22 protein-coding genes are annotated in these 25,906 nt (G+C 69.1%); 6 read left to right on the top strand and 16 right to left on the bottom strand.

What is annotated here, in order from left to right; genetic code table 11:
• Positions 1-46 precede the first annotated feature (46 nt).
• The 4 genes from LR394_RS24815 to LR394_RS24800 all read right to left on the bottom strand — a co-directional run bounded on the left by LR394_RS24815 (position 47) and on the right by LR394_RS24800 (position 4,748).
• Positions 47-970, bottom strand: coding sequence for an ABC transporter permease (locus tag LR394_RS24815; RefSeq protein WP_231446410.1), 924 nt, complete (start codon positions 968-970; stop codon positions 47-49).
• On the bottom strand, positions 963-2,165 hold the full coding sequence (locus LR394_RS24810; protein ID WP_231446408.1) for a quaternary amine ABC transporter ATP-binding protein: 1,203 nt from the start codon (positions 2,163-2,165) through the stop codon (positions 963-965). Before LR394_RS24810 ends, LR394_RS24815 begins: the two co-directional genes overlap by 8 nt.
• Positions 2,162-3,145 (bottom strand): ABC transporter substrate-binding protein, encoded by a 984-nt coding sequence (locus tag LR394_RS24805; protein ID WP_231446406.1) that lies wholly within the window; start codon positions 3,143-3,145, stop codon positions 2,162-2,164. The genes LR394_RS24810 and LR394_RS24805 overlap by 4 nt, the downstream gene beginning before the upstream one ends.
• A 697-nt stretch (positions 3,146-3,842) precedes the next feature.
• A complete protein-coding gene (locus LR394_RS24800; RefSeq protein WP_231446405.1) occupies positions 3,843-4,748 on the bottom strand; it encodes a LysR family transcriptional regulator in 906 nt (301 codons plus the stop codon).
• A 133-nt stretch (positions 4,749-4,881) separates the two neighbouring features.
• Between LR394_RS24800 and LR394_RS24795 the strand changes: the two genes are divergently transcribed.
• Complete coding sequence (locus LR394_RS24795) at positions 4,882-5,415, top strand: calcium-binding protein (protein ID WP_231446404.1); 534 nt, start codon at positions 4,882-4,884, stop codon at positions 5,413-5,415.
• A gap of 94 nt (positions 5,416-5,509) precedes the next feature.
• On the opposite strand, the gene LR394_RS24790 is transcribed toward LR394_RS24795, so the two are convergent.
• The 6 genes from LR394_RS24790 to LR394_RS43170 all read right to left on the bottom strand — a co-directional run bounded on the left by LR394_RS24790 (position 5,510) and on the right by LR394_RS43170 (position 11,359).
• Positions 5,510-5,896: a DUF2500 domain-containing protein gene (locus tag LR394_RS24790; RefSeq protein WP_231446403.1), complete on the bottom strand. Its 387-nt coding sequence runs from the start codon at positions 5,894-5,896 to the stop codon at positions 5,510-5,512.
• Positions 5,897-5,997: 101 nt separating this feature from the next.
• Positions 5,998-6,351, bottom strand: a complete 354-nt coding sequence (locus LR394_RS24785; protein ID WP_231446402.1) for a DUF2500 domain-containing protein — start codon at positions 6,349-6,351, stop codon at positions 5,998-6,000.
• Positions 6,352-6,357: 6 nt separating this feature from the next.
• Positions 6,358-6,726 carry a DUF2500 domain-containing protein gene (locus LR394_RS24780; protein ID WP_231446401.1) on the bottom strand — a complete coding sequence of 123 codons (369 nt, stop codon included), beginning with the start codon at positions 6,724-6,726 and terminating at the stop codon, positions 6,358-6,360.
• A gap of 208 nt (positions 6,727-6,934) precedes the next feature.
• Positions 6,935-9,865, bottom strand: a complete 2,931-nt coding sequence (locus LR394_RS24775) for a vitamin B12-dependent ribonucleotide reductase (protein ID WP_231446400.1) — start codon at positions 9,863-9,865, stop codon at positions 6,935-6,937.
• Positions 9,866-10,034: 169 nt separating this feature from the next.
• Positions 10,035-10,529, bottom strand: a complete 495-nt coding sequence (nrdR, locus tag LR394_RS24770) for a transcriptional regulator NrdR (RefSeq protein WP_231446398.1) — start codon at positions 10,527-10,529, stop codon at positions 10,035-10,037.
• 560 nt (positions 10,530-11,089) lie between these two features.
• A complete protein-coding gene (locus tag LR394_RS43170) occupies positions 11,090-11,359 on the bottom strand; it encodes a LysM peptidoglycan-binding domain-containing protein (RefSeq protein WP_231446396.1) in 270 nt (89 codons plus the stop codon).
• Between the two features lie 57 nt (positions 11,360-11,416).
• Between LR394_RS43170 and LR394_RS24760 the strand changes: the two genes are divergently transcribed.
• The 3 genes from LR394_RS24760 (at position 11,417) to LR394_RS24750 (ending at position 13,924) form a co-directional block, all read left to right on the top strand.
• The gene (locus LR394_RS24760; protein WP_231446394.1) at positions 11,417-11,767 is read left to right on the top strand and encodes a hypothetical protein; all 351 of its coding nucleotides are present in this window, start codon (positions 11,417-11,419) and stop codon (positions 11,765-11,767) included.
• Between the two features lie 799 nt (positions 11,768-12,566).
• Positions 12,567-13,316, top strand: a complete 750-nt coding sequence (gene lexA / locus LR394_RS24755) for a transcriptional repressor LexA (RefSeq protein ID WP_231446393.1) — start codon at positions 12,567-12,569, stop codon at positions 13,314-13,316.
• Between the two features lie 347 nt (positions 13,317-13,663).
• Positions 13,664-13,924 (top strand): hypothetical protein, encoded by a 261-nt coding sequence (locus LR394_RS24750; protein ID WP_231446392.1) that lies wholly within the window; start codon positions 13,664-13,666, stop codon positions 13,922-13,924.
• A 46-nt stretch (positions 13,925-13,970) separates the two neighbouring features.
• Here the strand turns inward: LR394_RS24750 and LR394_RS24745 are convergent, their stop codons facing one another.
• Positions 13,971-16,211 (bottom strand): ATP-dependent DNA helicase, encoded by a 2,241-nt coding sequence (locus tag LR394_RS24745; RefSeq protein ID WP_231446391.1) that lies wholly within the window; start codon positions 16,209-16,211, stop codon positions 13,971-13,973.
• A gap of 156 nt (positions 16,212-16,367) precedes the next feature.
• Between LR394_RS24745 and LR394_RS24740 the strand changes: the two genes are divergently transcribed.
• Entirely contained in the window at positions 16,368-16,907 is a 540-nt protein-coding gene (locus tag LR394_RS24740; protein ID WP_231446390.1) for an ATP-binding protein, read from the top strand.
• Here LR394_RS24740 and hflX read toward each other — a convergent pair.
• On the bottom strand, positions 16,904-18,400 hold the full coding sequence (gene hflX, locus LR394_RS24735; protein ID WP_231446389.1) for a GTPase HflX: 1,497 nt from the start codon (positions 18,398-18,400) through the stop codon (positions 16,904-16,906). The two genes, LR394_RS24740 and hflX, sit on opposite strands and share 4 nt — an antisense overlap.
• Before the next feature lie 116 nt (positions 18,401-18,516).
• On the opposite strand from hflX, the gene LR394_RS24730 reads away from it, so the two are divergent.
• A complete protein-coding gene (locus tag LR394_RS24730) occupies positions 18,517-19,158 on the top strand; it encodes a class I SAM-dependent methyltransferase (RefSeq protein WP_231446388.1) in 642 nt (213 codons plus the stop codon).
• A gap of 74 nt (positions 19,159-19,232) precedes the next feature.
• On the opposite strand, the gene dapF is transcribed toward LR394_RS24730, so the two are convergent.
• The 4 genes from dapF to LR394_RS24710 form a co-directional block, all read right to left on the bottom strand.
• Positions 19,233-20,111 (bottom strand): diaminopimelate epimerase, encoded by an 879-nt coding sequence (dapF, locus tag LR394_RS24725; protein ID WP_231446386.1) that lies wholly within the window; start codon positions 20,109-20,111, stop codon positions 19,233-19,235.
• A complete protein-coding gene (miaA, locus tag LR394_RS24720) occupies positions 20,108-21,028 on the bottom strand; it encodes a tRNA (adenosine(37)-N6)-dimethylallyltransferase MiaA (protein WP_407937123.1) in 921 nt (306 codons plus the stop codon). Before miaA ends, dapF begins: the two co-directional genes overlap by 4 nt.
• A gap of 66 nt (positions 21,029-21,094) precedes the next feature.
• A complete protein-coding gene (locus LR394_RS24715) occupies positions 21,095-21,919 on the bottom strand; it encodes a class III extradiol ring-cleavage dioxygenase family protein (RefSeq protein WP_231446382.1) in 825 nt (274 codons plus the stop codon).
• Between the two features lie 257 nt (positions 21,920-22,176).
• The gene (locus tag LR394_RS24710) at positions 22,177-25,374 is read right to left on the bottom strand and encodes a helix-turn-helix transcriptional regulator (protein WP_231446380.1); all 3,198 of its coding nucleotides are present in this window, start codon (positions 25,372-25,374) and stop codon (positions 22,177-22,179) included.
• Positions 25,375-25,906: the final 532 nt, after the last annotated feature.

The following is a 25,906-nucleotide window of genomic DNA, read 5'->3' as shown; positions in this document are numbered from 1 at the left end:
GGACGTCGGCGGCCAGTTGGCCACCGACGTCCTCAATCGAGGGGGATCAGCTCGCGGCGACGAGGTCCTTGCTCTCGGCCGGCTTGACCTGGGCCTGCTCCAGGCCCTCGGTGGCCTTGCGCTTGGGCCACCAGGACGGGTTGCCCCGGCCCTGACCACCCAGCGCGGCGGAGACCCGGTCGAGGTAGATGGCCAGCACCACCACGGCCAGGCCGCCCTCGATCGAGGCGCCGATCTGCAGGCTCTGGACCGCCGAGACGACGATCCCGCCCAGTCCTTCACCGCCGACCAGACCGGCGACCACGACCATCGACAGAGCCAGCATGATCACCTGGTTGACGCCGGCCATGATCGAGGGCCGGGCCAGCGGCAGCTGCACCTCACGCAGGATCTCCCAGCGCGAGCCGCCGAACGCGGCCGAGGCCTCCACCGTCTCGGCGTCCACCTGGCGGATGCCCAGCGTGGTCAGCCGCACCGCCGGCGGGGCGGCGAACACGATGGTGGCGATCATCCCGGGCACCGCGCCGATACCGAAGAACAGCACCGTCGGCAGCAGGTACACGAAGGTCGGCACGGTCTGCATGAAGTCCAGCACCGGGCCGACCACGGCCCGGACCACCGGGTTGAACGCCGCCCAGATGCCCACCGGGATCCCGATCAGCAGCGCGACCGCGGTGGCCAGCAGCACGGTGGCCAGGCTCTGCATGGTCTCGTACCACAGGCCCATCCCGTCGACCAGGAGCAGGCCGACGGTCAGCAGCACGGTCAGCCCCACCTTGCGGGTGATCACCAGCGCGATCACCGCGAACACGACGGTCATCGGGATCGGCTGCAGCCCGGCGACGATGTCGTAGGTGAACCGCAGCAGGTGGCTCAGCAGGGTGGTGAGCCAGTCGAAGAAGCCCTCGAGGTTGTCGGTGAGCCAGTTGATGACGTCCTCACCGTACTGGCCGATCTTGATCTCAGGCATTGACGGTCGCCTCCTCGCGGGCCTCGGCAACGCTCGAAAGGCTGGACAGGATGGCCGCGCGGGGCACCACGCCGGCCAGCTTGCCGTTCTCGTCCACCACGGTCACCGGCACCACCTGGCGCCCGGCCAGGTGCATGAAGTCACCGATCACGGCGTCCGGGGCGACCGCGTGGTAGTCCTTGGTCACACAGCGGGCCAGGTCCTTCTGCTTGCGGTTGATCGCGTCGTGCAGGTTGGTGTCGGTGACCACGCCGAGCAGGTGCCCGTCGTCCTCCAGGACGAACGCGCCCACCGCCTCGTTGTCGGCCAGCCGGGTCAGCGCGGCCGCCGGGTCCTCGTCCACCTTGAAGGTGAGCAGGGCCGGGCGCACCAGGTCGGCCGCGGTGAGCACCCGGGCCCGGTCGACGTCGGAGACGAACTCACTGACGTAGTCGTCGGCCGGGCGGGCCACGATCTCCACCCCGGCCCCGACCTGGACCACCTTGCCGTCGCGCATCACCATGATCCGGTCGCCGATCCGCATCGCCTCGTTGAGGTCGTGGGTGACGAACACGGTGGTGCGCTTGTCCTCGGCCTGCAACTGGGTGAGCAGGTCCTGCATGTCCCGGCGGATCAGCGGGTCCAGGGCCGAGAACGGCTCGTCCATCAGCAGGATCGGCGGGTCCACGGCCAGCGCCCGGGCCAGGCCGACGCGCTGGCGCATACCGCCGGACAGCTCGTGCGGGTACTTCGAGCCGCGCCCGTCCAGGCCGACCCGGCTCAGCGCGGCGTCGGCCTTCTCGAACCGCTCGGCCTTGCCGACCCCGCGTACCTTCAGCCCGTAGGCCGCGTTCTCCAGCACCGTGCGGTGCGGGAAGAGCGAGAAGTGCTGGAAGACCATGCCGATCTTCTCGTTGCGGATCTGCCGCAGCCGGGAGTCGGCGACCTTGACGATGTCCTCGCCGTCGATCAGCAGTTCACCGCTGCTCGGCTCGTTCAGCCGGTTGATCATCCGCAGCACGGTGGACTTGCCGGAGCCGGAAAGACCCATCACGACGAACATCTCGCCGGTCTCGATCTTGAAGTTGACGTCGTGCGCGCCCAGGTAGCCGCCGGCCCGGGCCACCGCGGCGGCCGGGTCCTCACTGGCCAGGGCCCGGCGGGCGGCCGCGGTGCTGAGCCCGTAGGCCTTGCTGAGTCCTTTGCCTTCGATCATTTGAGGATCACCGACTCCGCTTCCTGACCGTCACTGGACTTCACGCCTTGCAGGAACTCACCGACCCGCTCGGGGTTGGCCTCGATCCACGCGGCCGCGATGTCGCTCAGCGACTTCCCGTCCTTGTCGTGGTCGTAGTAGAACTGCCCGGCCTCGTCGGTGGTGAAGCTGAGCTGCTTCAGGAACGTGGCGATGTTGGGGTTGTCCTCGGCGAAACCCTTGCGCGAGACCGTGCGGATCTCGCCGGCGCCGCCCCAGACGCCGTCCGGGTCCTCCAGGAACACGGTCTTGAACTGCACCGTCATCCAGTGCGGGCTCCAGCCCAGGAAGGCGATGGCCTGACCGGAGCCCTGCGCCTTCTCGGCCTGGGCCAGCATCGCCGGGGTACCGCTCTCGATCAGCTTCCAGTCACCCAGACCGTAGGCGTCCTCGTCGATCGCCTTCTGGATGGTCTCGTTGCCCGGGGCCCCGGCCTCGATGCCGTAGATCCGGCGGCCGAACGCGTCGGCGTGCTGGTCGAGGTCGGCCAGCGACTTGATGTTCAGCTTCTCGGCGGTGTCGCCGGGGATCACCGGCGAGTATTCGGTGCCCTCCAGGATGGTGCTGTCCACCACCACGTCGCCGCCGTCGATCAGCTCGCCGTAGGTGGGCTCCTGCGAGGGCCACCAGTTGCCCAGGTAGGCGTCCGCGTCACCGCTGGCGATGGCCCGGGCGCCGAGCTCCACCGAGACCTCGTTGACCCGGACCGAGTAGCCCAGGTCCTCCAGGATCTGCTTGGCGATCTCGTTCTCCGCCTGCAGGTCGACCCAGGGCTGCTGGATCAGCGTCACCGACTCGCTGCCGCTGTCACCGCCGCCTCCACTGTCACCGACCAGGGCGAAGTCGCCCTTGTCCTCGGCGCTGGAACAGCCGGCGGTGACCACGGCCACGCACAGTGCGACGGCCAGTGCCCTCAGACCATTTCGTCCGGGAGGCCTCATCCTGCTTCTCCTTCTTCCGGTGCTGCGGGGGAGATCGACGACGGGACGTGCGCGGGAGGCAAACCGTCCGGCGGGGGCCAGGTTCGGTTGCGGCAGGTCCCGGGAACAGCGAAAGTTGTTGCCCGGCGCGCGGACAGCGCAGCGCGGGCGGGCGTTTCGGGGCAGCGCGCAGGCATCATCGTCAAATCGTTCGTCAGGCGCACGACTTCGCCGGCGTGCGGTTTCCGGACGGCCAACCATGCCAGGAAACCACGCGGATGGCTCGCGCAGAACGGAAAATCCGGGCCGGATACCACACCTGGCGCCGACCGGGCCAGCGGGGCCGGAAGTCGGCCGGGCGCAGACAGAAGCGCTCCGGCAACCCTGGCCACCGTGAGCGTTCTCACTCGCCGGCGGGCGAATCCGATGACTGCGAGCAGCAATCCGGTTACACCGATCCCTGCCCGGACCGGGCGCCGCCGTTGCCCTCCCAGGCATCCTCATCACCTCCGTCCGATACCCGAAACCGTGCCGGTGCGTGTTCTTCACCTTCCCGAAACACTGCTTGCCGCAGGCCTTTACCAGCAGGCCGACAGCGGTCGCCGGCGAAAGTGGCACCTCGCTGCGGCTGAGCTGATCGTGGCAGTCGAAGCCACGGGCGTCGATAGCCGCCCACCAGGGAGGAAGATCAGTTCCCTTTAAATTCTATAGACAAAATCTATAGCCCAGCCAACGGCCCGGACAGATCGGGGAACATCGTGGCCGCCAGGGCCCGGAACCTCTCCCCCGGGCTGCTCAGTCCCCGAGAACGCCAGATCAGGTGCACCGCGGTCGTGGTCGGCCGCCGCAACGGCAGCACCCGGGCTCCACGCCGGCCCGCGTCCTCGGCCAGACCCGCGGGCAGCAACGCGGCGCCCGCTCCGGCCAGCACCAGCGGGATCACCGAGGCCAGGTGCGCCGTCTCCACCGCCAGGTCCGGAGCCTCCCCGGTCACCTGCAGCTCAAGGTCGAGCAGATCCCGCAGGGCGGTGCCGGGCAAGGTGCTGATCAGGCCGAACGGAAGCAACTCGGCCAGAGTCACCGAGGCCGGACCGGGCAGCGCCTCCGGCGGCAGCACCGCCACCAGCCGGTGCTCCACCAGCCACTGGCTCTCCAGCACCCCGGTCGCCGGGGGCGTGCCGTCGACCAGGCCGAAGTCCGCCTCGCCGGAGCGGACCTGGCTGAGCACCTCCGAGCGCCGGGCCGGGTGATCCACGCTGAACTGCACGGCCGGGTGCGCCTGCCGGAACTCACCGATGATCTGGGTGAGCGGCTCGACCGCCCACAGCGTGTTGGAGATGATCGTCAGCCGGCCGAAGCCCACGTCGGTCACGCTGCGCACCGCCGTGGTGGCCACCTGGAACGAGCGCAGGGTCCGGCGGGCGGGCAGCAGCAGCGCCTGCCCGGCCGCGGTCAGCCGCACGCCCCGGCCCAGCCGCTCGAACAGGGTCGAGCCCAGCTCCCGCTCCAGCAACCCGATCGCGTGCGAGAGGCTGGGCTGGGCGATGGTCAGGGCCGCAGCCGCCCGGGTGAAACTGCCGTACTCCGCCACGGCCAGGAAGTACTCGAGCTGACGACGGTCCATCGCCCCACGGTAGGGGCAAAAGCCCGCAAAAGGATCAGCCGGATGAGAGGCCCTTCATCATCCTCTCCTGTTCGGCTCACCCCTGGCCGGTGAAGTAGTCACCAGTTCACAGGCGACTACTTCAGGAGTGAGCATGTCCCGCAAGCTGATCCGTACCGTCCCGTTCGCCGTCACCGCGGCCGCCGCGATCGGAGCCGGCACCTTCCTGCTGGCCGGTCCCGCCGCCGCGAGCTCGGCGCCGCAGGCCGCCGCGGCCAAGTACACCTGCAACGGGGTCAAGGCCACGATCGTCGGCACCAACGGCGACGACGAGATCCGGGGCACGAACGGCCGTGACGTGATCGTCGCCCGGGGCGGCGAGGACGAGATCGACGGCCGCGGCGGGAACGACCTGATCTGCGGCGGCGCCGGTGAGGACGAGATCGAGGGCGGCGCCGGGGCGGACACCGTCTTCGGTGGCTCGGGTGAGGACGACATCGAGGGCGAGTCGGGCAACGACAAGCTGTACGGCGGCTCCGGCAGCGACGACATCTCCGGCGGCCGCGGCAACGACCGGATCTGGGGCAACTCCGGTAACGACGACCTGGAGGGCAACTCCGGCAAGGACAAGCTCTACGGCGGCCCGGGCCGGGACGACGTGCACCAGGGCAACGACGATGACGACTGAGTCACTGCGGCTCTGACCTCACCTGGGGCACCGGCGAAACCGCCCGGTGCCCCAGGTAGGCGCGCCCACGTCCCCAGTCCTTGCCCGAAATCCCTCAGCGATCCTGCGGGGTCCGGTCGAAACCCTTGTACCGAGTGCCCTGATAGGTGAGGCGACCGCGATCGCCCTCAACCAGCGTCCCCCATTGGTGGCCGTGCACCGGCAGCTCGACCCGCTCGTGGCCCTGCAGCTCGAAAGTCAGGTAGTACCAGGTGCTCGAGCCGTTCTCGTTACGGCTGTTGTGGCGGCGCTTGGCCACCACGACGGCCGGCACGGTGAGCAGCGGTGAGTTGTTGTTCCGGTTCCACTGCAACAGGCCCTTGACGATGATCGTCGCGAACACGGCCAGGACCAGAGCGAGGATGCCGAAGAAGAAGACGAAGAACGCGACCATCCCGAAACCGAACGTGTCGTCGAACTCGCTGAACGAACCTACGTCCATCGGGACCTCCTGCGGTGGTAGTGACGCGCCACCGTACAGACGCCGGACACCGCGCCGGCGATGCATCCGGGACCTGTGACCTTTTCGGCCCAGTCGCCGATTCAGCGATCCTGCGGCAACCGGTCGAACCCGCGGTAGCGCGTGCCCTGGAACCGCAGGGTTCCCCGGTCCCCCTCGGCCAGCAGGCCGCTCTCGGGACCTTCGACCTGGAACTCCAGACGCTGCTCAGAGCGCAGTTCGAAGGTCACGAAGTACACCGTGTACCTCCCCTTGTCGCCGCCGCGGAGGCGGATCTCGTGGCGTTTGGCCAACAGCCGGGCCGGAACCTCTTCCTTCACCACGCTCGCTTCGCGGATGCGCTGGCGGACCGTCCGCGGATTGATCCCGAAGACCCCGTTGAGGATCGCCCCGAGAAAGCACACGACGAGGACCAGCAGGGTGAGTGTCTCGGACACGGCTACTCAGGCCTGACTCGTGCGGTTGAAGCCCTGGTACCGGGTGCCCTGATACCGCAGCAACCCGCGATCGCCCGGGGTGATCCAGAGGTGATCACCGTTGTAGATCCCGAACTCCTGGCGGGCGTGGCCCTGCACCTCGAAGGTGACGTAGTAGAGGTGGGACGCCGTTTCGGGGCGTGAGTCACCGCCGCGGACCTCCAGCCGCTGCCCCACCACGACCGCCTCCATGGTCTGTAAAGGGGTGTTGTTGTTCGCGTTCCAGGTTCTCAGCGACTTGATCAGGGAGAACCCGATGAACCCGAACACGGTCACGAAAGTCAGTGCCACCCCGCCGAAGAGCACGAACGAGAGGAGACCGTTCAGCGTTTCCACGGCGATCTACCTCCTCACCGGCGGCTCGACTGGTGCGGTCAAGACTATCGAGCTTGTGGACGTTTCATGCCACCTTTGGCGCTTTTGCCAGTCTTGTGCGCCTGGTTGAGGTCAGGGCAAACGCGAATGTCCCCCGGACCGTAGTGGTCCGGGGGACATTCAGGCTCTCAGCGCGGCCGTGGTGAAGACCCGCCGGGCACCGTCATTTTCAGCTGCAGCCGGAGGTGCTGCCGCAGCCTTCGCAGACGTAGCAGGAACCGGCCGGGCGCATCTTCGTGCCGCAGGTGAAGCACATCGGCGCGTCGGAGGTGCGGCCCTGCATGGCCTCGAACAGCTCGGCCGAGGAGTGCACCGCGGTCGGGGCGGACTTGGCCGAGGCGGCACCGCTCACGTTCACCACCGGCAGCGTGCTGCCGGCGTCGCCCGTGGTCAGGGGCTGCTGGGCGGCCTCCTGCTTCTCCTTGGCCGCCGGCGCGGACTGAGCCAGGGTCTCCAGCTCCTCCTCCACGTCGTCACCGTCGTCGTCCTGCGGCAGGTACGAGCCGGTCGCCAGCTCGCGGGCCCGCTCGTCGGCCGAGTAGATGCCCAGGGCCGAGCGCTCCTCGAAGGACAGGTGGTCCAGCGCCAGGCGGCGGAACACGTAGTCCATGATGCTGGAGCTCATCCGCACGTCCGGGTCGTCGGTCAGGCCGGCCGGCTCGAAGCGCAGGTTGGTGAACTTCTCCACGTAGGTCTGCAGCGGAACCCCGTGCTGCAGCGCGATGCTCACCGCCACCGAGAAGGAGTCCATCATCCCGGCCAGGGTGGAGCCCTGCTTGCCGAGCTTGATGAAGACCTCGCCCAGGCCGTCGTCCGGGTAGGAGCCGGCGGTCATGTAGCCCTTGGCCCCGCCCACGGTGAAGCGGGTGGTGATCGAGGGCCGCGACTTCGGCAGGCGCTTACGGGTCGGGCGGTACTCCACGACCTTCTCGACGACCTTCTCCACCTGGACCGGCTCGTCGGCCTTCTTGGCCTTCGCGTCCGACAGCGGCTGGCCGACCTTGCAGTTGTCGCGGTACACGGCCAGCGCCTTCAGGCCCAGCTTCCAGCCCTGGAAGTAGACGTCGGCGATGTTCTCGACCGTGGCGGACTCGGGCAGGTTGACCGTCTTGGAGATGGCCCCGGACAGGAACGGCTGGGTGGCCGCCATCATCCGGACGTGGCCCATCGGGGCGATCGCGCGCTCGCCCATCGCGCAGTCGAAGATCTCGTAGTGCTCGGTCTTCAGCCCGGGGGCGTCGATCACGTGGCCCCGCTCGCCGATGTACTCGACGATCGCCTCGACCGTCTCCTCGGCGTAGCCCAGCTTGCGCAGCGCCCGCGGGATGGTCAGGTTGACGATCTGCATCGACCCGCCGCCGACCAGCTTCTTGAACTTGACCAGCGAGAAGTCCGGCTCGATGCCGGTGGTGTCGCAGTCCATCATGAAGCCGATGGTGCCGGTCGGGGCCAGCAGCGAGGCCTGCGCGTTGCGCCAGCCGTTCTGCTCACCGATCTTCAGCGACTTCTCCCACTCCTTGGTGGCAGCGCGCTGCACGGCGATGTCCATCGGGTGCATGGTGCGGATCGTGTCGTTGGCGGCGGCGTGCTTGCGCATCACCCGGCGGTGCGCCTCTGCGTTGCGCTTGTAACCGTCGTAAGCACCCACCACACCGGCCAGTTCGGCCGAGCGGCGGTAGGCCGCGCCGGTCATCAGCGAGGTGATCGAGGCGGCCAGGGCGCGGCCACCGTCGGAGTCGTAGCCCAGGCCGGACTCCATCAGCAGCGCGCCGAGGTTGGCGTAGCCGATGCCGAGCTGGCGGTAGGCGCGGGTGGTCTCGGTGATCGCCTCGGTCGGGAAGTCGGCGAAGCAGATCGAGATGTCCATCGCGGTGATCACCAGTTCGGTGACCTTGGTGAACTTCTCGACGTCGAAGCTGCCGTCCTCCTGGACGAACTTCAGCAGGTTCAGCGACGCCAGGTTGCAGCTGGAGTTGTCCAGGTGCATGTACTCCGAGCACGGGTTGCTGGCGGTGATCCGGCCGGACTCCGGGGTGGTGTGCCAGTCGTTGATCACCCCGTCGTACTGGATGCCCGGGTCGGCGCACTCCCAGGCGGCCTGGGAGATCTTGCCGAACAGCTCCTTGGCGTCGACGTACTCGATCACCTCGCCGGTGGTACGGCTGGTCAGGCCGAACTGCTCGCCGAACTCGACGGCGCGCATGAACTCGTCGCTGACCCGGACCGAGTTGTTGGCGTTCTGGTACTGGACGCTGTGGATGTCCTTGCCACCGAGGTCCATGTCGAAACCGGCGTCGCGCAGGGCGCGGATCTTGGTCTCTTCCTTGGCCTTGGTCTCGACGAACTCCTCGATGTCGGGGTGGTCGACGTCGAGCACGACCATCTTGGCCGCGCGCCGGGTGGCCCCGCCGGACTTGATCGTCCCGGCCGAGGCGTCGGCGCCGCGCATGAAGGAGACCGGGCCGGAGGCCGTGCCGCCGCTGTTCAGCAGTTCCTTGCTGGAACGGATCCGGGAGAGGTTCAGGCCGGCGCCGGAGCCGCCCTTGAAGATGAAGCCCTCTTCCTTGTACCAGTTCAGGATCGAGTCCATCGAGTCGTCGACGGACAGGATGAAGCAGGCGCTGACCTGCTGCGGGGCGCTGGTGCCGACGTTGAACCAGACCGGGGAGTTGAACGCGAACACCTGGTTGAGCAGCATCCAGGTGAGCTCGTGCTCGAAGATCTCCGAGTCCTGCTCGCTCAGGAAGTAGCCGTTGTCCCGGCCGGCCTTGGTGTAGGTGAGCACGACCCGGTCGATCAGCTGCTTGAGGCTGGACTCACGGGTGTCGGAGCCGACGGCGCCCCGGAAGTACTTGGTGGTGACGATCGTGGAGGCGTTCAGGCTCCAGAAGTCGGGGAACTCGACGCCCTTCTGCTCGAAGATCGTCTCGCCGGACTTCCAGTTGGTCTGGACGACGTCACGCCGTTCCCAGGTGACCTGGTCGTAGGGGTGGATCCCCTCGGTGGTGTAGACCCGGCCGATCTTCAGGCCGGTCCGGCGCACCTGCGGTGCCCCGTTACGCGTCTTGCGCGACCCCTGGCCTGAGGCGGTCTCCGTCATTCTTCCGTTCCCCTTAGGTACTGGCACCGGCGCACGCGTTTTCTGGCGTACGACAGCGCACTTGCGCCGATCTGCGGCGTATTGATGGATTTTCGTTGCGTTGCAGGCGTACTGCTACGGGTGGTGCAGGGTGGGACCGGTGGTGCTGGGCATCTGAGGTCTGGTCCGGTCAGCTGGCGCCGGTGGTGGGCGGCCCGCCCGGCTCGACGCCGGTCGGCTCCCGTTCGGCCCGCAGCACGGTGATCGCCGACTCGAAGTCCTCGAGCGACTCGAAAGCCTGGTACACACTGGCGAACCGGAGGTAGGCGACCTCGTCGAGTTCACGCAGCGGCGACAGGATGGTCAGGCCGACCTCGTGCGCCTCGATCTCGGCGCAGCCGGTGGCCCGGATGGTCTCCTCGACCCGCTGGGCCAGCCGGGCCAGGTCGTCCTCGCCGACCGGGCGGCCCTGGCAGGCCTTGCGCACGCCGGTCATGATCTTGGTGCGACTGAACGGCTCGGTGGCCCCCGACCGCTTGACCACCGTCAGGCTAGCCGTCTCCAGCGTGCTGAAGCGACGGCCGCACTGCGGGCACTGCCGCCGCCGGCGGATCGCGGCGCCGTCGTCGGTACTGCGGGAGTCGACCACCCGGGAATCGGAGTGGCGACAGAAGGGACAGTTCATGACGACTCCTCCCAAGAGGCTCGGGCAGACCGATCCGGCCATCCGAAGCCGGCCCGGCGAGCGGGACGCACGGAAGAGCCGGCTCCGCCCTGTGACCATCGGATGACTAGATGTGGATTGCTTACAGGTATGTAACTACTACATCTAGGGGTAACGCTAGGACGGCGGCGGACGACACGCAAGCCGCCCGAATCCTCGGCGAGCCGCTCGGAGGCCGAGTCCCGGCCCGGCCCGGCCGGATCCTGGACATCGGGGCGGCTTAATGATCCACCGCGGCCGACCGGCCTCCAGGACCTTAACCCGCGCATCCGGCACCCCTGGAACTCGTGCGTGCGACCTGCACCGTTGCCGGTCGGTTACCTCGATCGAGTGACTACCGGGCGCAACTATAAAGCTACCGATCGTGGCGGCCGATACGTGTCCGGATCGCGGATGATCTTGAGACACGCCGGTGCGACCCATCCGTGATCACGTGGCGGACGCGACACGCCCGACCCGATCCGGGCGCCCGAACCCCTACATCTAGTGCCCACTGCATGTCACCGGCCGAACATGCGCAGTTATTCGCCGGGAAGAGCGATCCGCTGCCCGGCCGCCACGGCGGCGCTGCTGAGGGCGTTCAGCTCCATGATGTCGGCGACGGTGTCCCCCCGGTCGCCCGCCGGATCGACCTCGCCGGCGATGCCCCAGAGCGTCTCGCCGGGCAGCACCATCCGGTAGGTCACCGGCATCTGGCCGGCGTCAGAGCCGGCTTCGGCGGTGCGGTTGACCATCAGAACCCCGGCACTGACCGACACCGTGGCCAGCAGCGCGGCTCCGGCCCGCACCACGACGTGCCCCCGGCGGGTGAGCCGCAGCGAGGATCCGCTGGAGACTGATTCCGCCCGATGGTGCTGGTTCTCGGCAATTCGGTGGCGCTGGTCCGGGCGCGACGTAGTGACGCCGCCTTCGGTGTGGCGGGAACCGACCGCGCCGGGCCGGCTGTGAGACGTCGCCGCATCGACATCGATGGTGTGAGTACCCGCCAGAACCGAAGCCCGCTGAACTGCATCCGACCGACGAGGCGTTACGCCGGGCCGGGTGGGCGCGCCGGCCCGTTCCCGATCGGCGTTCTGGGCCGGTACCTGGCCCGCACGTCCCGCACTGCTCCGCCCGAGCACGATGGCCCGCTGCCCAGTACCGCCCGCGGTGACCCGAGCAGCGTCCGCCTGCCTGCCCGCCCCACCGGCGAGAACTGAGGCCCGCTGCCGAACTTCACCCGAACGCACTACTGCCGCAGCACCGCTGTCCGACCGCGCAACCGCCCCACCCCGCCGGCCGGCCGCACCGTCTACGCCTGTCCGCTCCCGGGACTCTGCGGCGCGACTCCCGCGCACGCTCCCGTAGGACCGCTCAGTTCCGCCACTTACTCCCTGCGCGCCGCGCCCCCGAGGCTGCGCGGCGCTCCCCTCGACCCGAGCGCGACTGCGCCCGGCCGCGGAACCCGACGGCGACGTCCGCTGCTTACCCCGCGCGGACGCCTCCGCTTCACCTCGGCCGGAAGAACGCCGGAGGCCGAAACTCGCCCCCGGCGTCTTTCCCTCGCCCCGAGCCATAGCCCGCCCGCGCACGAAACCGGGGTTCGACGTCCATAGTTCGCCCGAAATCCGGCCGAATCCACCAAGGCGCCCCAGATCGCCCAGCCGCCGCATCAAAGCGCTCTCGACCCGCGGCGCGCGCTCGTCGTCCCGGACCAGACGAAGGTGCGGACGTTCTCCGCAGATGTCGGAACGGCCAGAGCGAGCGCGCTGCGAGGCCCGATTGCGGGCGGACGACGGAGCAGACGTCAGGCTCATCCTTCGACTCCTTCAACGACGGGGATTCTGGGACGATCGATCGGCATTCGAACACAGGTTCGATCGAACACGTGTTCAATGTGTACCACTCCCCGGGCCCCGACACGCGACACGTTCGAACACTTGTTTGAAAGTGTCGCCGGGCTTTCCTAGGGTGATCGTGTCCGGCGGTCCGCCGGGCACAGGGTCATGGAGGTGGCAGATGGCAGACGATCCGACCGCCGGCGCGGCGGTCTCGGAGAAGGGGGGCGCGACGGTGCGCACGCTCCCCGACGGCCCCCCGGACGGCGACGGCCTCACCGTCCGCCAGCGACGGGTGCTGGAGACCATCCGGGAGACCGTCGACCGTCGCGGCTACCCGCCCACCATGCGCGAGATCGGGGAGGCGGTCGGGCTGACCAGCCCGAGCAGCGTCGCCCACCAGCTCTCCAGCCTGGAGAAGAAGGGTTTCGTCCGGCGCGACCCGAACCGTCCCCGGGCGATCGAGGTGATCATGCCGGGCGAGCGCCCGGCGCTGGCCCGCAGCAGTGCCGGAGCAGCGGTCCCGGACGAGTCGTCCAAGAACGATGCGCAGCCCTCGCCGTCGTACGTCCCGCTGGTCGGCCGGATCGCCGCCGGTGGCCCGATCCTGGCCGAGCAGGCGGTGGAGGACGTCTTCGCCCTGCCCCGGCAGCTGGTCGGGGACGGTGAGCTGTTCCTGCTGAAGGTCGTCGGGGACTCGATGATCGATGCCGCGATCTGCGACGGCGACCTGGTCGCGGTGCGCCGTCAGCCGGTGGCCGAGAACGGTGAGGTGGTCGCCGCGATGATCGACGGGGAGGCCACGGTGAAGACGTTCAAGCGCAAGAACGGCGACATCTGGCTGCTGCCGCACAACGCGGCGTACAAGCCGATCCCGGGTAACGACGCGACGATCCTGGGCCGTGTGGTGGCGGTCATGCGGCGCGTCTGACCCGCGCAGACCGCATCGGCGCCCGCCGCAACGGGCGCCGCCCGAAAACGAAACCGGTTCCGCCTGGCCTGCGCGGAGCCGGTTTCTTCATGCCTGCCCAGCGCAGGCGGACAGCCGGCCCAGCGTTGATGGGCAGTCGGCCAGGGCCGACCGGGCGCAACGGCTGTCTGATATCTCACCGGGCCCGATCAGGGGTTTGGCGGCACCGCCCGAGGTCCGGGCGCGCTAGTGTCCTCCGGGCGTCGAGCGTGTTTCGGGCACGCGAACGCCAGCACCAGGCAGGTAACAGGCAGGCAAGACGCCGACCCGGCCCGTTCACCGGCGCCGGCCGGACAGGAAGGATCGCTGTGTCCGATCCCGTGGTGGACCTTACGGTCGTAGAACTCGACTCGGCGGTACGTGCCGTGGTCGCCCGGCAGCTGCGAGTCCCCGCAGACGGCCTGGCGGACGAGCACCCGCTGACCCTCGAGCTGGACGAGGCCGCGCGCCCCCGGCTGCTGACCGCGATGGGCGAGGCGCTGGACGCCACCTTCCCGGACGATTTCCTGGACGGGGTCGCCACCATCGACGACCTGACCAGCGCGGTCCGGGTCTCGCTGCGCGCCTGAACCACTCGAACGGGGTGGAGGGGCGTGGTCTCTCCACCCCGTCGTCCTAGCTGGCGGCCTCGTCGATCCGCCGTAGCGCCTTCAGCACGACGGCCTTGTCGGTGGTGGTCCAGAACGGCGGAAGCGAAGCCCGCAGGAAGCTGCCGTACCGAGCCGTGGACAGCCGCGGGTCGAGCACCGCCACCACCCCCTTGTCCTCGGACGAGCGGATCAGCCGGCCCACCCCCTGGGCGAGGCGCAGGGCGGCATGCGTGGCCGCGATCGACATGAACCCGTTACCCCCGGCCTGGGCCACGGCGCGCTGCCGGGCCGAGGCCAGTGGGTCGTCCGGGCGCGGGAACGGGATCCGGTCGACCACGACGAGCTGACAGTTGGGCCCCGGGACATCCACCCCCTGCCACAGCGTCAGCGTGCCGAACAGGCAGGTGCGCGGATCCGCCGCGAATTCCTTGACCAGCGTGTTCATGCTGTCGTCGCCCTGGCAGAGAATCGGCACGTCGAGCCGTTCGCGCAGCTCCTCAGCCGCCGCCTCGGCCGCCCGCCGGGAGGAGAACAGGCCCAGCGTGCGTCCGCCGGCCGCCTTGATCAGCTCCTCCAGTTCGTCCATCGACTGGGAGGAAGTGCCGTCCCGCCCGGGCTGCGGCAAATGCTTGGCCAGATAGAGGATTCCCTGCTTGGAATAGTCGAACGGGCTACCCACGTCGAGGCCCGTCCACTCCGGCGCGTCCTCTCCCCCGAGGCCTACCGAGCCGGCGGCGGAGTCGAAGGAGCCGCCCAACGTCAAAGTGGCGGACGTAAGCACCACCGTGCGGTCGGCGAACAGACGTTCGCGCAGCAACCCGGCCACCGACAAAGGCGCCACGTGCAGGCCGACGCGCTCACCCCCGTCCATCCGCTTTGACCGGGAAACCCAGATCACGTCGTACGCCTGGGCTTGCGCCGCGGCCGAGACCAGCCGCTCCGCCACGTCGAAAACCTCGGTGACCGCCGCCCGGGCGACCTGCAGGGCACCGTCGCCCTCGCCGCCCTTCTCGTCCTTGGCCAGCTGCTGGATCGACGAGATCACGGCCCGCGCCGTGTCCCGGATCTGCGTGATGGCGGCCAGAAGTCCTTCCGGGACGCCGTTTTCCAGCCGCCCCGCGGGCATCCCCTCGAGCACTGCCTCGAACGTCTCTCCGGCCACCTCGAGCATGGTGGTGTCACCGACCCCGACCCGCCGGGCGCCCCGGGCGGCCGACTCGACCATCGGGGCGGTCATCTCGTCGGTGGTGACCGAGGTGACCCGATCGGCGAACTCGTGCGCCTCGTCGAGCACCAGCACCTCGTGCTCGGGCAGCATCGCCCGGCCCTCGAACGAATCGATCGCTACCAGAGCGTGATTGGTGACCACGATGTCGACGTCGCGGGCGCGTTCGCGGGCCAGTTCGACGTGGCAGTCCCCCGCCATCGGGCAGCGGGAGGCGCCCAGGCACTCGTGCGCACTGACCGAGATCTGCCGCCAGGCCTTCTCCGAGACACCCGGAACCAGCTCGTCGCGGTCACCGGTGCGGGTGGATTCTGCCCATTCGCGCAGTCTCACCACCTCACGGCCCAGCTTGCTGGCCGCCGCGCTGTAGGTGACACCGGTGCTGGCCGGGGCCGGATGCGTGACCCCCTTGTCCAGCTGGTCGAGTACCGGGAGCTCGGCCGGGGAGTCGAACAGCGTGTCGTCGTCGGGGAAACCACCGGCGAGCTTGTGCACGCAGACGTAGTTACGCCGGCCCTTGACCAGCTGCCAGCTGGGCGAGCGGCCGAGTTCACCGGTCAGGGCCGAGGCCAGCCGGGGCAGATCGCGCTCCACGATCTGGGCCTGCAGGGCCAGCGTGGCGGTCGAGATCACCACCGGGCGCTCGGAATTGACCGCCTTCTTGGCCGCCGGGACCAGGTAGCCCAGTGACTTGCCGGTACCGGTACCGGCCTGGACCAGCAGGTGCTTGCGTGCATTGATCGCCTCGTCGACCGCCTCGGCCATCTGGATCTGGCCCTCGCGCGGGGTACCACCGATCTCCGAGACGGTGGCGGCGAGCAGCTTGCTCACCAGGCGCTTGCCGCTCTTCTTCTTCGGCTTGCCCGGCTCGGCTTCGGGCTTGGTCGCGCTTGTCTGAGGACGTCGGCCCGCCTCGGTCCCGTCGGTACCGGTGGGGTCGGTGGCTGGGGAGTCTGATCGAGGACGTCTGCCCGTGGCAGTCGCGTCCGTCTCCCCCTCCTCGAGCTGCTCGTCCGGCTCGGGATCGGGGGTGGAAGCCATCGGACCAGCCTAACCGTCCGTACTCCAAAGACCTGAATATGGCCCTCCGGGCCTCCGGGCACCGCCCTCGTACTGCAGTTTTGTCCGCAGCGCGAAGGTTGCGGCCGCCGAGAGCACGGCGGCGGGCCCCGTAGGGAGTCGGCGAGGAGCACACGGATGAGTACGACCCGGCGGGTGGGAACCCGCGCTGTCCGAAAGCAGGACGGCTGCCGACAAGAAGTGATGACCGTGCCGGCTCGCCGTCCTACCCCCGCTGTCGAGAGCGGCGGGCTGCTTTCCTGGACCTTGGACGCTGACGACCCTGCCAAGGTGCCGCACGTACGTCGCCTGGTGATGGCCGCGTTACGTAGCCGGGCCTCGGCCGACAGTGACCCGGCCGAGCTGGATGCCGCCGAGGTGGTGGTGGCGGAGCTGCTGAACAACACGTTCGCGCACACGCCCGGACCAGCATGGATCGCGCTGAGCTGGGACGGGCCGCATCCCCTGCTCAGTGTGGCCGACGTCGGGCCGGGCTTCACCGAACGCCCGGAACTGCTCGACGAGCAGCAGCAGCTGGTGCCGCGGCTGCCCGTCGACGCGTTCTCCGAGCACGGGCGCGGGCTCTACCTGGCCGCCGAACTGGCTCACGACCTGGTGATGACCCCGCGCCCGACCGGCGGTTGCGTGGTTTCGGTGACTCTGAAGCTGCACCGCTAGGAAACGGTGACTTCCCGCCGGTAGCCGGCCAGCAGGTGGGCCAGCCCGGAGTTCACCCGGGCGCTGATCCGCGTGCCCTCGGCCACGTGCTCCTCGGTCAGCACCTCGCCCCGCTCATGGATCTTGCTGACCAGGTCACCCCGGTCGTAGGGCACGAGCACGTCGATCTCGACGTCCGGACGGGGCAGCTCGTCCTGGATCAGGTCGAGCAGCTTGTCGATGCCCTCGCCAGTGTGCGCCGAGACCACGATGACCTGCGGCTCGCGCAGAACCAGACGGTTCAGCACCTCCGGGTCGGCCGCGTCGCTCTTGTTCACGACGACGATCTCCTTGGGCACGTCGCCGCGCAGCTCGGCCAGCACCGACCGCACCGCGCTGATCTGGCTCTCCGGGTCGGGGTGGGAACCGTCGACCACGTGCAGCAGCAGATCCGAGTCGGCGACCTCCTCCAGGGTGGAGCGGAACGCCTCGACCAGCTGGGTGGGCAGGCTGCGGACGAACCCGACGGTGTCGGCCAGGGTGAACTCCCGGCCGTCCGGGGTGCTCGCCCGGCGGATCGTCGGGTCCAGCGTGGCGAACAGCGCGTTCTCGACCAGCACGCCCGCGCCGGTGAGCCGGTTGAGCAGGCTGGACTTGCCGGCGTTGGTGTACCCCGCGATGGCCACGGCGGGGACGGCGTTGCGGCGACGGGAGTCGCGCATCGTCACCCGGGACGTCTTCATCGCTGCGATCTCCCGGCGCAGCTTGGCCATCTTGGCCCGGATCCGCCGCCGGTCCAGCTCGATCTTCGTCTCACCGGGACCACGCGAGCCCATCCCGTTACCGGCGCCCACCTGGCCACCGGCCTGCCGGGACATCGACTCACCCCAACCGCGCAGGCGGGGCAGCAGGTACTCGTACTGGGCCAGCTCGACCTGAGCCTTGCCCTCCTTGGACTTGGCGTGCTGGGCGAAAATGTCCAGGATCAGCGCGGTGCGGTCGATGACCTTCACCTTGACCATGTCTTCCAGGCCCCGGCGCTGCGAGGGCGAGAGCTCGCCGTCACACACCACGGTGTCGGCGCCGGTGGCCTCGACGATGGCCCGCAGCTCCTCGGCCTTGCCCCGGCCCAGGTAGGTGCCCGGGTCGGGTGAGGACCGACGCTGCAGAACGCCGTCCAGAACCTGGGATCCGGCCGTCTCGGCCAGGGCCGCGAGCTCCCGGATGGAGTTCTCCGCCTCGGCGGTGTTGCCGCTGGTCCAGATGCCGGCCAGGACGACCCGCTCCAGGCGCAGCTGCCGGTACTCGACCTCGGTGACATCCTCGAGTTCGGTCGACAGCCCGCTGACGCGCCGCAGGGCCTGGCGATCGGCCAGGTCGCTCTGGTCCCCGTCGTGCTCACCCCAGCGGGTGTTGCCCTCGGCCAGCGCGGTTCCCTGCCGGGACAGGATGCGCTCGACGGCCTCGCTACGGTCGGCAGTGCTGCGTTCCTTGATACTCAGGGTGTCCTCCATGATGTCGGGCGGCTGGACTTACGACATCCAGCCTTGCATGTCAACAGCGGCGGTGGCCAGTGAGATTCCCGCCCGCGGTGAAGAGTGTCGGTGCCGGGCCCTAATCTTGGACGGCGATGACCAGCGAACCTTCAGGCCCGGCCGAGCCCGGCGCCCACTACTTCCGTACGCCGAAAGAGACCTCCGCCCGTCAGGAGGTCGAGATCATGCTGGCCGGGCGTGAAGTCACGGTGACCACGGCCGGCGGCGTGTTCAGCGGCGACCGCCTCGACCTGGGCACCCGGGTGCTGCTGCGCGAGGTGCCCGCGCCCCCGCCCGAGGGCGATCTGCTCGACCTGGGCTGCGGCTGGGGGCCGATCGCGCTCACCCAGGCGCTGCACTCGCCCCAGGCCACGGTGTGGGCGGTCGACGTGAACGAGCTGGCCCTGGAGCTGACCGGCCTGAACGCCCGGCGGGCGGGAGCTTCGCGGGTGCGCCCGGTGAAGCCGGACCAGGTGCCGGACGAGGTGCGGTTCGCGGCGATCTGGTCGAATCCGCCGATCCGGGTGGGTAAGCCGGAACTGCACGCCATGCTGCTGAAGTGGCTGCCCCGGCTGCTGCCGGAGGCTTCGGCGCACCTGGTGGTGCAGCGCAACCTCGGGGCCGACTCCCTGCACGGCTGGCTGCAGACCCAGTTGCCGACGGGCTGGTCGGTGGTGCGCGCGGGTAGCGCCAAGGGTTACCGGGTCTTGCGGGTCACGGCTGCGGCTTCCAATTAGGGACGTTCTGGGCGCCATGCGTACGAATGGCGCCCAGCGTTCGTTACCAGTTCGAGGACACGGTGGCGACTTGCTCAGGAGGTGACTAGTTCGCCTTCGGCCACGATCACAGCCGGGCCGGAAAGCTTGGCCGAGTCGCCTTCGCTGGCCGTACCTTCCGCGTCGACGTAGAGGGTTCCGCCGGGTACGTCCACTCGCCAGTGGTCCGGGGCGAGGTTTCCGCCCCAGGCCCGGGCGGCCAGCGCGGCCGCCACGGTTCCGGTTCCGCATGAGCGGGTTTCGCCTGAGCCACGCTCGTGGACCCGCATCTTCAGATGGCCGAGCTCGGAGCGCACGCTCTGGTCGTGCAGCGGCACCACAATCTCGACGTTGGTGCCGTTCGGCGGAGCCGGGTCGACGATCGGGGGCACCGAAAGATCCAGTGCCGCAAGCGTCTCCACATCGGGCAGGGCGACCACGACGTGCGGGTTGCTCAACGAGACGGAGAGGCCGGGCAGCGGGGGTAGGCCCGGGAAGGTGACGGTGACGTCGCTGCCGGCAGCTACTGCGGGCGGACCGCCGGCGACCTTCCAGGCGCCGAGGTCGATGGTGAAGAGCTCACCGCGCCGCCGCACGGGCATCACGCCGCCGCGCGTCGCGATGTTGAGCTCCTCGCCGTCCTCCAGGCTGACCCAGCCCCGGCGCAGTAGGTACGCCACGAACACCCGACTGCCGTTGCCGCACATCTCGGCGGCGCTGCCGTCGGAGTTCCAGTAGTCCATGAACCACTCGGCGCTCGGGTCCTGCCCCGCGGCGGCGCTGCGGACGACGCGGATCACCCCGTCGGCGCCCAACCCGGCGCGGCGGTCGGCGAGGCTGCGGATCAGCTCCGGGGTCAGGTCGATCCGGCCCTCGGGATCGTCGAGCAGCACGAAGTCGTTCTCCGTGCCGTGGCCTTTGGCGAACGTGGTCACGAGGTAAGGCTACTTGCGGCCGAGACCGTGGCCAGCGCCTGCTCCCGAAGATCAGGGGCGTCATACGGCAACCAGGTGACGCGGTCGTCCCGCCGGAACCAGGACTCCTGCCGCCGGGCGAACTTCCGGGTGGTGTTGACCGTGTCCACCTGGGCCTCCACCTCGTCCAGTTCGCCTTCCAGCATCCGCAGCACCTGGGCGTAACCCAGCGCGCGGGGTGCGGTCTTCCCGTCCAGCAGGCCTTCGGAGACCAGTCGCACGGTTTCCTCGACGAGGCCGGCCTGCCACATCCGGACAACCCGGGCCGCGATCCGGTCGTCCAGTTCCTCGCGCGGCGCCAGCAGGCCGATCTGTACCGCCGGCACGTCGTACTCGGGCTTGGGCAGGGTTGCGCTGAACGGGCGGCCGGTGATCTCGATGACCTCCAGCGCCCGGACAATGCGACGGATGTTGCCGGGCAGGATCGCGATTGCCGCCGCCGGATCCTGTTCGGCCAGACGCCGGTGCATTTCGGCTGCCCCGGCCTGCTCACCTTCCCGCTCCAACCGCAGCCTTACGCGGGGGTCGGTGGGCGGGATCTCCAACTGGTCGAGAACCGCGCGTACGTACAGCCCGGAACCTCCCGCCAGGATCGGCGTCTTACCCCGGGCCAGGATGTCGTCGCGCGCAGCCCGGGCGTCGCGCTGGTAGGCGGCCAGGCTCGCTTCTTCGGTCACGTCGAGCACGTCGAACAGGTGGTGCGGGATGCCTCGCCGCTCGGCCACCGGGACCTTGGCCGTGCCGATGTCCATGCCGCGGTAGAGCTGCATGGCGTCGGAGTTGATCACCTCGCCGTTCAGCGCCTCGGCAAGTTCCATCGCCAGGTCCGATTTTCCGGTAGCGGTCGCACCGACCACCGCGATGATCATGTTGTTCATTCCCTCAGCCACGCTTGTCGTCAACGCCTTGCCGACGCCGGAACCCAGATCGTTCTTCTACGCCCTTTACGCCCTGAACTGCCAGTCGGCCACCAAGTAGGCCACGCCGAACGGGGCTCCCTCGTAACGCAGGGTGGCAGCGGCCGAGCCCGGCTCGTCCAGGGCCCCGGCGATCACCTGCCAGCAGGCCCGTCCGACGCAGCCGAGCTCGTCGGCCCGCTGGGGGTCGAGGGCGGACAACGCATCGGGATCGACGCCGACCAGGGCTTTGGCCACCTCGGCATCGAAGTCCTTGGCCAGAGGGTCCTCGAAGCCGGGCGACCTGATCCCCCGCCGGTTGGTTCCATCACCCACCACCAGCCAGGCCGTGTCCGGTCCGGCTTGCTGGTCGAGCGAGTGGCCCAGTTCGAGGCAGTCCGGCACCGAGGCAGTGGCGGCGACTTCCTGAAGAACCAGTTTGCCGGTCCATCCGACCCGCTCCAGCAGCCAGCGCGCGATGGTCAGCGACAGGGGAAGCTCGGGAGCCGAGTCCGCGTGCTGGTTCGGGGCCTCGACCGCCACGCCGAACCCCGTGAGTGTGCCCCATGCTTCGGACGGGTGACGCCAGGTGCGTTCGCCCGCGCCGACCACCACCAACGTCTGGGGTGCTACACCGACCAGACTAGAGATGGCCTGGTCGCAGGCGGCCAGCAGCGGAGCGGTCAGATCGGCGACCGACACCCCGGCACCGGCTGCCATGCCTGCGCTGTCCTCGATATCGGGACGCACGACCTGGCCGTTGGGGACGCGGTCTTCGGGGACGCGGTCTTCCCCCGGCGCGGTTCTGGCCGGAGCGCCGGTGAGGGCTGGAACCAGCAAGGGCGGACCCGGGACGAACGCAGCGGCTAGCACCCCGAGAGCCTAAACCCGCGCGCTCGGTTCTCCACCGAAGGACGTTCTTCGTGCCCCCGGGAGCGCCGACGAACCCGTCTGTGGCCGCACCGAAGCCATGCGCCCGTTGCTGCCATCGGCGATTACTCCTGTTGCTGCCGCCGGCGACTACCCCCGTTGCTGCCATCGACGACTACCCCCGTTCCTGCCGCCGGCGATTACCCCTGGTGTTACCGCCGGCGACTATCCCCGTTGCTGCCACCGGCGACTACCGGAGCTCAGCTGATCAGGCCCAGCCGGCTCATGATGGCCACGGCTTCGGTCCGCCCGGAAGCCCCGACCTTGGCCAGGACGTTGGAGACGTGGACACTGGCCGTCTTCTCGCTGATGTAGAGCCGTTCGCCGATCGCCCGATTGGTCAGGCCCTCCGCGACGAGCGCCATGACTTCTCGTTCACGAGGGGTCAGAGCCGGTTCAGCGGTGCTGGCGAAAGGTTTTCGTTCGCCAGCCGACTTCCGCGGCTCGATCGGATGTGCTTCGTCTACGGGGCTACTTCCGTTCTGCGGTCTGCCTCCGCCGGCGGTTAGTCGCTCGTCGGCGTGGTCCCGTTCACCTTCCTGGTTCGCTTCCCCTACGAGGCTTCCTTCGGCTGTGAGGCTTTCTTCGGCCGTGAGATCGGTGCTGGGCAGGGCGACGCCGGTCTGCTGAGCGAGCGGCTCCAGCCTGCGGATCAGTGGCACTGCCCCCAGCCGGGCGGCGTTCGTGTAAGCCAGCAGGATCTGCTCGCCGGCCTCGGCCTTCTTGTCCTCGCGGATCAAGCCGACAGCCGCCCGCCATCGGGCCCGAGCAACCTCGTAGACCGATACCCCTTCGAAGGCCTCGGCCAGCTCCAGCCAGGCGGCTGCAGTGTCCTTGCCTTGGGCCCGAGCCCATTCGAGTTCGAGTCGGGCCAGCCAGGCAATGCCTTCTGGGCCCATCACACCGCGGCGGGGCAGTCCGAGCCGACCCCGGGTGCGGCCGTCCTCGAGGAACTGCTCGATCTCGGCGAGAGCGAACTGCTCGGCCTCGGAATTGCCCTGAGCACGGGCATTCTCGGCACCGTCAGCCAGAACGCTCACACCCCGGGCATCAATCGCGACGCCGGACAAGTGCCAGGGTTCGGAGTCGGTAAGCACGTAGTCCAGGGCGTAGCGGGTCTGCACGGCTGCTTCTTCCCACTGCCCCAGCCAGGCCAGAGCCTCGGCGCGGGCGGTGTGCAGTACCTGCCGCTCCCAGGCGTCGTCGCCGATCACCAGCCAGTCGTCGGACCGCAGCACCTGTTCCGGATCGCGGGCGGCGATGACCGGCAACTCGATCAGCCGTAGATGGGTGACGAGTGACATGGGCAGGCGGGCGGAGCCGGTGTCGGGGCGGACCACACCGAGAGCGCCTTTGACGTCGCCGACGTGCCAGAGCGTGGTGATCAGCAGACGCCGGGCGTTGGCTCCGTACATGCTGGCGGTCAGCCCGTTGGCGTCGGCCACCTCGATCGCGATCAGCAGCTTGGAGATGCCGGCGGCCAGATTGCCCTGGTCCAGATGGTTGATCGCGATGTTGTAGAGCACCCGGACGGTACCGGCTGTGTCACCGGACATCTCGGCGGCAGCGCGGGCCAGCCGGTAGGACCGGGACGACTCCTCATCCCGGCGGAGCATGCCTTCGGCCACCGCCTGAGAGGTGAGCAGATCGACCTGGAGGGCGGTCATACCCAGGTTCTGAGCTTCGACCAGGCCCGGCGTCACCGCCTTCATCGCGTCGGACGGCTCGCCGAAGCCTAGATGGATGCGCGCGACCATGGCCCAGGCCAGAGCCCGGGCGGGCGAAGGGGCCTCGTCGTCCGCCAGGTCGCCGATCACCCGCAGGGCATGCTCACGCGCTTCGCGAGGCCGATCCACCTGGTAGGTGTGCAGCGACAGGGTGGCCCGGGCCTTGGCGGCAGCGGGGAAATCCGCTTCGCCTTCGGCTTCTTCGGTGGCAGCGGTAGCCAGATCGACCGCTCGCTCGTGGAGCCCGGCATCGCTGGCCGCATCGGCGGCCTGCAGGCTGACCGCGCTGCGCGGCAGCTGCTGCGCATGCTGCTCGGGCGGCACGACATCCCAGAGTTGAAGGGCCTGTTCGTAATGCTGCAGGGCTTCGGCCGGCGCATTTCCCCGCGCAGCGAAGCCAGCTGCTTGAAGCGAGGCGTTCAGGGCGCTGGGCATGTCGTTGGCGGCCAGGCTGTGCCGAGCCACCTCGGCCGCGACACCGCGGGCGCCGGGCGTGCCGATGATCGGTTTGAGGCAGGTGGCCACGGCCTTGTGCAAGCGCACCCGTTCACCGGGCAACAGGTCCGAGTAGACGGCCTCCTGCAGCAGAGCGTGCCGGAAGCGGTAGCGGTCCAGCTCTTCCGGCACGAGGACCTGCTGAGCCACGGCTTCGCGCAGCGCAACCTCCAGTTCGTCGCCGCTCAGCCGGTCACGCGTGTCGTTGTCACCGGCAACCGCCCGCAGGATCGAATCCTCGATGCGGGCCGAACCAAGAACCGAGGCCAGGCGCACCACCTTCTTGGCCGGGTCCGACAGCTGCTCCAGCCGTTCGAGCAGCACATCGGTGAGCCCGGCCGGCAACCGCCCGTCTTCGCCGGCCGCCAGAATCTCCTGGGCGTAGTAAGGGTTTCCTGCGGATCGAGCCGCGATGCGCCGCAGGAGAGCAGGCTTGAGCGGAGCACCGGTGACCCCGGCCAGCAGCTGACCGAGCTCGGCCTTGGACAGCGGCGGCAACTGCATCTGCTCGACCCGCGGCAGACGAGCCAGCTCTCCGACCAACGGCCTCAGGGGATGGCGCCGGTGCAGATCGTCGGCCCGGTAGCTGGCCAGCACCAGCAGACGGTCCGGGCCGAGCCTGCTGAACAGGAACCGGACCAGATCTCGGGTGGAAGCGTCGGCCCAGTGCAGGTCTTCGAGGACGAGAAGCACCGGAGCAACCTCGCCGGACACGCGCCCGAGCAGATGCGACACCGCCTCGAACAAGGCCAGCCGGTCGAGGCCGGCCTCACCGAGGCTGCGCGGCACAGAATCGGCCGCCGCCCCGATGATCTGAGCCAGGTTGGGACGCTGTTCGGCCACCTCGCGAACAACCTGGGCCACTCGCTCCTGATCGGGGCGGTCCCGCTCTCCCCACCGCAACGGTTGGGAAAGGGCCTCTGCGAAGGGCAGATATGGCAGGGACCCCATACCCAGGTCGACACAACGCCCGGTCAGGACCAAGAAGCCGGTGGACGCCGCGTGCTGCCCGGCCTCCGTGATGGTGCGCGTCTTGCCCACTCCGGCATCGCCGCCGATGACCACCCCCGTGGCCGTGCCGGAGCGGGCCAGCGCCATCAGTTCGCGCAGGCGCTCGAGTTGGCCGACTCGCGCGACGAACGGCGCGGCAGAACCGACGAAAGCCACGTTGTCCATCGTGTCACCATTCCCCCGTGTTGCGCCTGCGACTTTTCCTGGCCGGTGCCGCCGACCGGACCGGTGCTGCCGCCGGGGCTGGTGCACCGGCTCCGCGAGGAACGCCGGCCGGAGACCTCCGCCAGCATCCGCTGCTGCCGGTAACGCATCTCCGCCTCGGCAAATCCCTCCAGACGCTGGTACGGCAGGCTCTGCCCACGAGTGAGACCGGCTGCCGTGGCTGAAGTCAGGTCTTGCGGAGTGCCACTCCATGACGTGTGCATTGCGTTCCCCCAGCTGATTGGCTGCTCGTGCTTTCCGATACACCAACCTTCGCGCTAAGGCCCGGTCCGGAGGATCGGGAGATCACGCAGTACGAGCCCTCATTGGACCTCAGATGTGGGCGGCCGGGACCGGACCCCTTAGATAAGGCCTTAGACGAGCTGCGTGGCGGCCAGCCCAACGCCTAGCCGGCAAAATGCAGAAGGGGCGGCCCGCGCCGTCCAAGCTCTTTCAAGCTCGGACGGGGGCCACCCCTTCTGTATTAAATTTC

Origin of the sequence: Kineosporia babensis, from assembly GCF_021129305.1 — a bacterium.
Lineage (GTDB): Bacteria > Actinomycetota > Actinomycetes > Actinomycetales > Kineosporiaceae > Kineosporia > Kineosporia babensis.
The sequence above is the reverse complement of the archived record's forward strand: the minus strand, read 5'-3'. Positions and strand labels throughout refer to the sequence as shown.